Source organism: Embleya sp. NPDC055664, from assembly GCF_053618075.1.
The window spans coordinates 61,973-68,834 of record NZ_JBSHGZ010000049.1 but is presented as its reverse complement, the minus strand read 5'-3'; the positions used below and the strand labels follow the sequence as shown (position 1 = coordinate 68,834).

The 6,862-nt window shown below is 70.2% G+C and carries 6 protein-coding genes; 4 read left to right on the top strand and 2 right to left on the bottom strand.

The features are described 5' to 3' along the window. Positions 1-61: 61 nt before the first annotated feature. Positions 62-1,948, bottom strand: coding sequence for a PIG-L family deacetylase (locus ACWGR4_RS43880; protein WP_452133153.1), 1,887 nt, complete (start codon positions 1,946-1,948; stop codon positions 62-64). A gap of 329 nt (positions 1,949-2,277) precedes the next feature. Then, the gene (locus tag ACWGR4_RS43875) at positions 2,278-3,297 is read right to left on the bottom strand and encodes an aldo/keto reductase (protein WP_380011807.1); all 1,020 of its coding nucleotides are present in this window, start codon (positions 3,295-3,297) and stop codon (positions 2,278-2,280) included. Between the two features lie 188 nt (positions 3,298-3,485). Here ACWGR4_RS43875 and ACWGR4_RS43870 point away from each other — a divergent pair, with 188 nt between their 5' ends. From ACWGR4_RS43870 to ACWGR4_RS43855, 4 genes are all read left to right on the top strand, one after another. After that, positions 3,486-4,685, top strand: a complete 1,200-nt coding sequence (locus ACWGR4_RS43870) for an aromatic ring-hydroxylating oxygenase subunit alpha (protein ID WP_452133152.1) — start codon at positions 3,486-3,488, stop codon at positions 4,683-4,685. Positions 4,686-4,788: 103 nt separating this feature from the next. After that, entirely contained in the window at positions 4,789-5,322 is a 534-nt protein-coding gene (locus tag ACWGR4_RS43865) for a VOC family protein (RefSeq protein ID WP_452133151.1), read from the top strand. Continuing rightward, the gene (locus ACWGR4_RS43860; protein ID WP_452133150.1) at positions 5,319-5,765 is read left to right on the top strand and encodes a nuclear transport factor 2 family protein; all 447 of its coding nucleotides are present in this window, start codon (positions 5,319-5,321) and stop codon (positions 5,763-5,765) included. The genes ACWGR4_RS43865 and ACWGR4_RS43860 overlap by 4 nt, the downstream gene beginning before the upstream one ends. 52 nt (positions 5,766-5,817) lie before the next feature. Next, entirely contained in the window at positions 5,818-6,600 is a 783-nt protein-coding gene (locus ACWGR4_RS43855; RefSeq protein ID WP_380011819.1) for a class I fructose-bisphosphate aldolase, read from the top strand. The last annotated feature ends 262 nt before the right edge of the window (positions 6,601-6,862 follow it).

Here is a 6,862-nt window from a genome sequence, read left to right as displayed (position 1 = left end):
CGATCCGCGTCGATGCGGATCGGTGCCGCGGCCCTGACGGACCGATGGATGAATCGGCGGATCAGCCGATCAGCGTCCAGGCCGGGAACACGCCGTTGGCGTCCTGGCGGCTGTGCAGGACCTGGCCGCGCGGGTCGACGATGAGCAGTTCCACCCGACCGTCGCGGTCCACCGCGGCGCCCGGCGTACCGACCTGGAAGCCGCCCCGGTCGACCCAGGCGCCGAACACGTTGTTGGGCGTGCTCTGGCGGGCGTAGCTCACGCCGCCGCCTCGGTTGCGGGCCATCAGCACGATGCGCCCGGTGCCGTCGGTGACCGCGGCGGGCTCGCCGATGCCGGACTGGCCGCTGCCGACGACCGTCGAGCCGGGCCAGTTGCCGCCGGGGGTGGTCTGGTAACGGACCGCGATCTCGGCGGTGCCCTGCCGGCGGTAGTACAGCTCGATCCGGCCGTCCTGGTCCCGGGCCGGCATCGGGCGGCTCGCGGGCACCACGACCGGGAAGGTGGTGTCCGTGGTCATCGCGCCGTTGGGCGTGGACTGGTACCAGTGCAGCACGTGGTCGACCGTCGGCGCGAACAGCTCGATCCGGCCGTCGGCGGTGACGATCGCCGTGGGCGGACCCTGGATGCCCGAACCGCCCATGTCGGCCCAGCCGCTCCAGGCGCCGTTGACCTGGGTCTGCCAGCGCGAGCTGATCCCGCCGCCCGCGTTGCGGACGAAGAACTGGAGTCGGCCGTCCGCGTTGGCGATCACCGCCGGCACGCTCACCAGGAGCGCGTTGGCACCGCCGTTGGGGTTGCCGAAGGCACCCCAGGACCAGCCGCCACCGCCGAGTTGGTAGCGGGTGACGATCTCGCCGGTGTCCCGCCGCTGGCCGAAGACCTCCAGGCGGCCGTCCTGGTCCGCCGCGACGGTCAGGCCCGCGTCCAGCGGTCCACCGGGGTTGCCGTGGGTGACCGGCCCGCTCCACACCAGGGCATCGTCCTGCGACCATTCCAGCAGGTCGCCGCTCTGGACGACGAACGCACGCAGGCGCCCGGCCGAGTCCCGGCCGATCCAGTTCGTGCCGCGCGGTGAGCGCGGGTATTCGCGGCTCGACCACTCCTCGTACTGGGTCAGGTCGGTACCCACCAACTCGCTGTCGTGGGCGATGTACACGTTGGCCGTGGCCCACTTGGCGGCCTTCTCGGCGGGCGAGAGGTTCACCGGCATGTTGCTGATGTTGTAGTCGCGATACCGATCCAACAACACCCGGTTGTTGGTCGCGCCGTACGCGATGTAGGCGGCCTCACCGAACCGGGCGGCGGCCACGTGGTCGGCGTGGTCGTGGAACAGGTTCGGGTCGGGCGCGGTGTCCTGGATGCGCACCGAGGTGGCGCCGAGCGTGCTCAGCAGTTCCCGCAGCACGTTGATCAGGTCGGCCCGGGTGTAGCTCTGCGGCCAGACCACCCCGGCCGCCTGGCCGTTGACCCGGATGGTCTGGAGCGAGGTCTCGGTGCCCGCGAACAGACCCTCCAGCGACCCGGCCTCCGTGCCGTGCCCGTCCGGCAGGCTGAGGAAGAACAGGTGCACGTCGGGTCGCTGCTTGAGCGCGAACTTCTGCACGGTGTGGCCGAGTACGGTGACCGCGGTCGAGTCCCAACACCCCGCCGGCCCGGCCGCGGCACCGTCACAACCGCTCACCCCGGCCATCTGCGCGTAGGCGGCGAGTACGCCCGCCTGCCGGCCGGCCGCGTACACGGCCGCGTCGTCGCCGGTCTTGAAGCCCTGACCCGCGGTCACATAGATGGTGCTGGTGGATATCCCGGCGGAAAGCCCCGCCTGGATGTCCGGATTCATGAACAGCAGGTCGTCGTCCTCGTGCGCGACGATCTGTACGAAGTGCGACGCGAGCGGCGCCGTGAGTGACGATTCCAACGAATCCGGGATCACTTCGTCGGCGGACACGCTCGGACGAAGCTCGGTGGGAATGCGACGTATGTGCACGGAACCCCCTAGGAGAGACGCCGTTCACGGCATGCCGACCGCCACCGGAGCGAAGGGCGGTCTACCCGGTCCGGCGCACGGAAGCCCGACATTCGGGGTCCCCCACGCCACCGATCCGAGGCATGCACGAGTACGGCTATTTTACACCCCCCACCTGCGGAAACCCTGTACAGACCGGCCCCCCAGGCGGTTGATCGTCGGATCGTACCCGGCTCCGCCGACGAGCGCTCGCATTCCCCGCGCGCCACCGCGCCGGCGACCGCGCGGCGGGCGACCCCGATCACCCGGTGTCAGCCTCGCTCGGGGCGCGAAACCGGCGGCGGGTAGGGCGAATCGGCCGGATTGACGTCGGCACCGGGGCGTACCAACGCATCCAGGCGGGCCAGCGTGGACGAGGCCAATGTCACTTCGCAAGCGCCGAGTTGGGATTCCAGTTGATCCGGGGTGCGCGGGCCGAGGATGGCGGAGGTCACCTGCGGGTGGGCCAGGACGAAAGCCAGGGCCAACTCGGGGAGGCTGCACCCGGCTTCGTCGGCGATCGCGGCGAACTCCTCGACCAGGGCCGTCTTCGCGGCGCGGATCGTGGTGTCGGCGTGGTCGAAGTGCTCGGCGTTGCGCACCGCGCGGGAATCGGGCGAAACCGCCCGTCCCATACGGTATTTGCCTGTCAACCAACCGCCGTTGAGCGGGCTGAACACCAGCACGCCCAGACCGTGTCGGCCGCAGGTGGGCAGCGCGGCGTGCTCCGCGTGCCGGGCGAAGGCCGAGTAGGCCAGTTGTTCCGTCGCGAACGGCTGATGCCCGTGCCGCTCGGCGGTCCAGCGCGCCTCCACGATGGCCTCGGCGGGCAGTGCGGAGGAGCCGATCGCGCGCACCTTGCCCTGACGAACCAGGTCGGTCAGCGCGCCCAACGTCTCGTCCATGTCGGTGGTCGGGTCGGGCCGGTGCAGTTGGTACAGGTCCAGGTGGTCGGTCTCCAATCGGCGCAGGCTGTCCTCGACCGCGCGCATGATCCAGCGCCGCGAGGCCCCCCGGCGCAGCGGCGCGTCCGGGTCCATTGCCTCGCCGAACTTGGTGGCGAGCACCACGTCGTCGCGGCGGCCCTTGAGCGCCTTCGCCAGGATGCGCTCGCTCTCCCCGAACGCGTACACGTCGGCGGTGTCCACGAAGTTGATCCCGGCGTCGAGCGCGCGATGCACCATGCGTACGCACGCGTCGTGGTCGGTGTTGCCCCACGCGCCGAACATCATCGTGCCGAGACACAGCCTGCTGACCCGGATGCCGGTGCGACCGAGCGGGGTGTACTCCACGGGTGTCCTCCCAGGGTGCCGTGCTTCGGACGTGCTCCCCCGAGGCTGGCACGCCGGTACGTGTGCACCGATGTGGTCCGGGCGCAGCGCGAGGGCCGTTTGTTCGTGCCTGAAGCACATATCGGGGCCGATTCGCGCCGCCTACCTTCGGCTGTATCGCAAACATCCCAGGTGACGGGGAGGACGTTGTGCTGACGGACCGGATCGGGGCCGCGGAACATGCCCTGGACGAGCGGGTGGCGGAACAACGCCGGACCGCGACCGCTCGCGAGGGCGACGGTTTGGTGGACGCCCCTCTGCCGAGCGAGATGTTGCAGCCTTGGGAGGTCTGGGATCGGGACCTGTTCGATCTGGAGATGATCCGGGTGTTCGCCCGCTCGTGGATCTGGCTGGGCGACACCGAGGACCTGCGCCGGCCCGGCGACTTCATCACCGGGCGGATCGGAGCCCAGTCGGTCCTGGTGGTCAAGCAGCGCGACGGCTCGGTCAAGGGTTTCCTGAACAACTGCCGGCACCGGGCCTCCGGCGTCGCGTTCGACGCCGCGGGCAACTGTGGCAAGGCGTTCGCCTGCCCCTACCACGCATGGACATACGGGCTCGACGGCACGCTGTTGTCGATTCCGGACATGAACCGGATGTACGGCTCGGACTTCCCGCTGCACCGGTACGGCCTGGTCCCCATCCGGGTGCACGTGGCCTTCGACAAGCTCGTCTTCGCGTGCCTGTCGCACAAGGCGTCGTCGTTCGAGGAGTGGATCGCACCGCTGCTGCCGCGTTACACGGCGTATCGGATCGGTGACTACCACCGCTACCACCGCGAGTTGGACGAGGAGTATCCGTTCAACTGGAAGGCGTTCGTCGAGAACTCCAACGACGACTACCACGTGCGTTTCGTGCACCGCCGGTTGAACAAGGTGCGCAAGCAGATGGACACCGTGGTGCGCTTCGAGGGGCGAACCACCAGCGGCTACAAGCCGCACAGCGACGCGTACGACATGTCGCTGGGTCGGACCGACCTGGGTGAGGAGGATCTGCGGGGCAGCTACGCGGAGTTCGTCTATCCCAATCTGACGCCGCTGCCGTACGCCTCCCAGCTGATCATGGTGCGGGCGGATCCCATCGCGCCCGATCGCACCCGGCTGTTCTCCCGGATCTACGGGCTGACCGACGATCTCGACGTGCAGGAGCGGGAGTTGGTCAATCTGGAGCTGACCAACAAGGAGGACACCGACATGGTGACCGTGCTGATGGACAACCTGCGGTCGCCGTTTTATCGGGTGGGTCCGCCCAGCGCGTGGGAGGGCCGCGCCCAGCACATGATGCGGCAGATCCGTCAGGACGTGGCGACGCCGCTGGCGGCGGACGAGTTCGACGGGCCGATCGACTGAGTGCCGTCGGGCGGCGGCGCAAGCACAGGCGGCACGCACACGGAGCACGCCCACGCAGCACACGCAGCACACGCACCACACCGGACCGAGAGGAGCCACCGCGATGGAACCGACGTTGACCGAGGCCCGCTGGACCCATATCGCGCTGCCGTCGTCCGACCTGGAGGCGGCGATCGACTTCTACACCTCGTTCACCCCGCTGGTGGTCGTGTCGCGGCACAGCGACGACGCCGGCGCCAACGCGTGGTTGTCCAATCCCAATCAGGTACAGACGCCGTTCGTGCTGGTCCTGGTCGCCTTCGACAAGGACCGGGGTAATCCGCAACCGCAGCTGACGCCGTTCGCGCATCTGGGCATGGAAGTGCCGTCGCGGGGCGACGTGGACACGATCGCCGAGCGGGCGCGTGCGGCCGGCTGCCTGCACTGGGAGCCGATGGATGTGCCGCCGCCGGTGGGCTACATCTGCGCGCTGAAGGATCCGGACGGCAATGTCGTGGAAATCTCGCACAACCAGCAGGTGTTCGCGGAGGTTCGTGAGCTGTGGGGTGAGCGGGAGGGCGGGGATGGCGGGGACGTCGCGGTTGTCCGGGACGGCGGGGATGTTCGGGGCGGTCGGGACGTGCGGGCCGATGCGTGAGTGAGGCGGCGGCGGGGACTCGGGCGGCGGTCGAGGCGTATGTCGCGGCGCTCAACGGGGGTGATCCGGACACGATCGCGGACCGGGTGAGTATCGACTTCCACAACGAGCACACCTCGGCGCTGGGGCGCAGTCTGCGTGGGCGGGCCGCCTATCGCGAGCGGCTGCCGCACTTCCTGGCCGAGTTCGAGGAGTTGCGCTATGTCGTGGAGGACCTGCTGGTGGACGGCGATCGGGCCGCGCTCGCCTACACGATGACGTGCCGGCCGCGTGGCTCGCGGGCCGCCGAGCCGGTGCGGATCCGTGGGGTGTTCCGGTTTCGGGTGGTGGGCGGGTTGGTGGCGCATCGCGTGGACTACTGGGATGGGGGCGAGTTCGAGCGGCAGGTCGGGGGCGCCGATGCGGCGCGGCCGGGGCCGTCCGCCGACACCGACGTGGACTGAATGTGTTTTCGGCTCCGCCGACTCGGGTGGAGAACGATCGAAGGGAACGACTGTGCAGACCTATTCCGCTACCGGGGCGGGCAAGCTTCGGCGGATGCGTCGGATGTTCGGCGCGGACGGCCGGGCCGTGTTCGTCGCCATCGACCACGCCGCCTACATGGGCGAGGGGCCGCCGCTGGGTGAGCCGATGGCGCAGATCGCCGCGGGCGGTCCGGACGCGGTGCTCGCCACCTGGCATCTGGCTCGGGCCTACGCCGACACCTTCGCCGATGCGGGTCTGGTGTTGCGGATCGACGGTGGTGCCTCGGAGTTGGGCGAGTTCGCGCCGGGTGATGTCACCGACATCATGCATCTGCCGGAGCAGGCGCTGAAGTTGGGCGCGGACTGTGTGGTGGTGCTGGCCTTCCCCGGTGCGCCGGACGAGCATCTGTCGTTGCAGCGGCTGGCCCGGCTGACCTCGGAGTGCGAGCAGCTCGGCCTGCCGGTGATGGCGGAGATGATTCCGGGGGGCTGGGGCAAGGCCGTGCCGTGGACCACGGAAAACGTGGCGCGCGCGGCGCGGATCGGTGCGGAACTGGGGGCGGACATCGTCAAGACCGTCTGCCCGGGCCGGCCCGAGGAGTTCGCGGCCGTGGTCGAGGCGTGTCCGGTTCCGGTGGTGGCGCTGGGTGGGCCGAAGTCGGACAGTGAGGACGAGGTCGTCGCGTTGGCGGGCGGCGTGGTCGCGGCGGGCGGGGCCGGGGTGGCCTTCGGGCGGAACGTGTGGGGGTCGGCCAAGCCGCAGTTGCTCGTGGAGCGGCTTCGCGATGCGGTCCATGGGGGCGGGGCGGGCTAGCGGTCTTGGTGGCCGGTCCTCAAACGCGCCCAGAGCCGGGCTCGGGCCGGGCGGCACCGGGCCGGCCTGCGGCCCGGCTGTCCTCAAACGCCGGACGGGCTGGAATGGCTCGGTCGGCCCCGCCCGGGACCGAGCACGGGCCCGATGCCCCCGGGCCGGCCTGCAGCCCGCTTGTCCTCAAACGCCGGACGGGCTGAAGTGGGTCCGTCGGCCCCGCCCAGAGCCCGACTCGGGACCGGTGCCGTAGGGCCGGCCTGCGGCT

Bases quoted from the DNA above. Each gene is read 5' to 3' on its own strand.
- ACWGR4_RS43865 (WP_452133151.1), top strand. From the start codon at position 4,789: ATGGAACCGACGTTGACCGAGGCCCGCTGGACCCATATCGCGCTGCCG.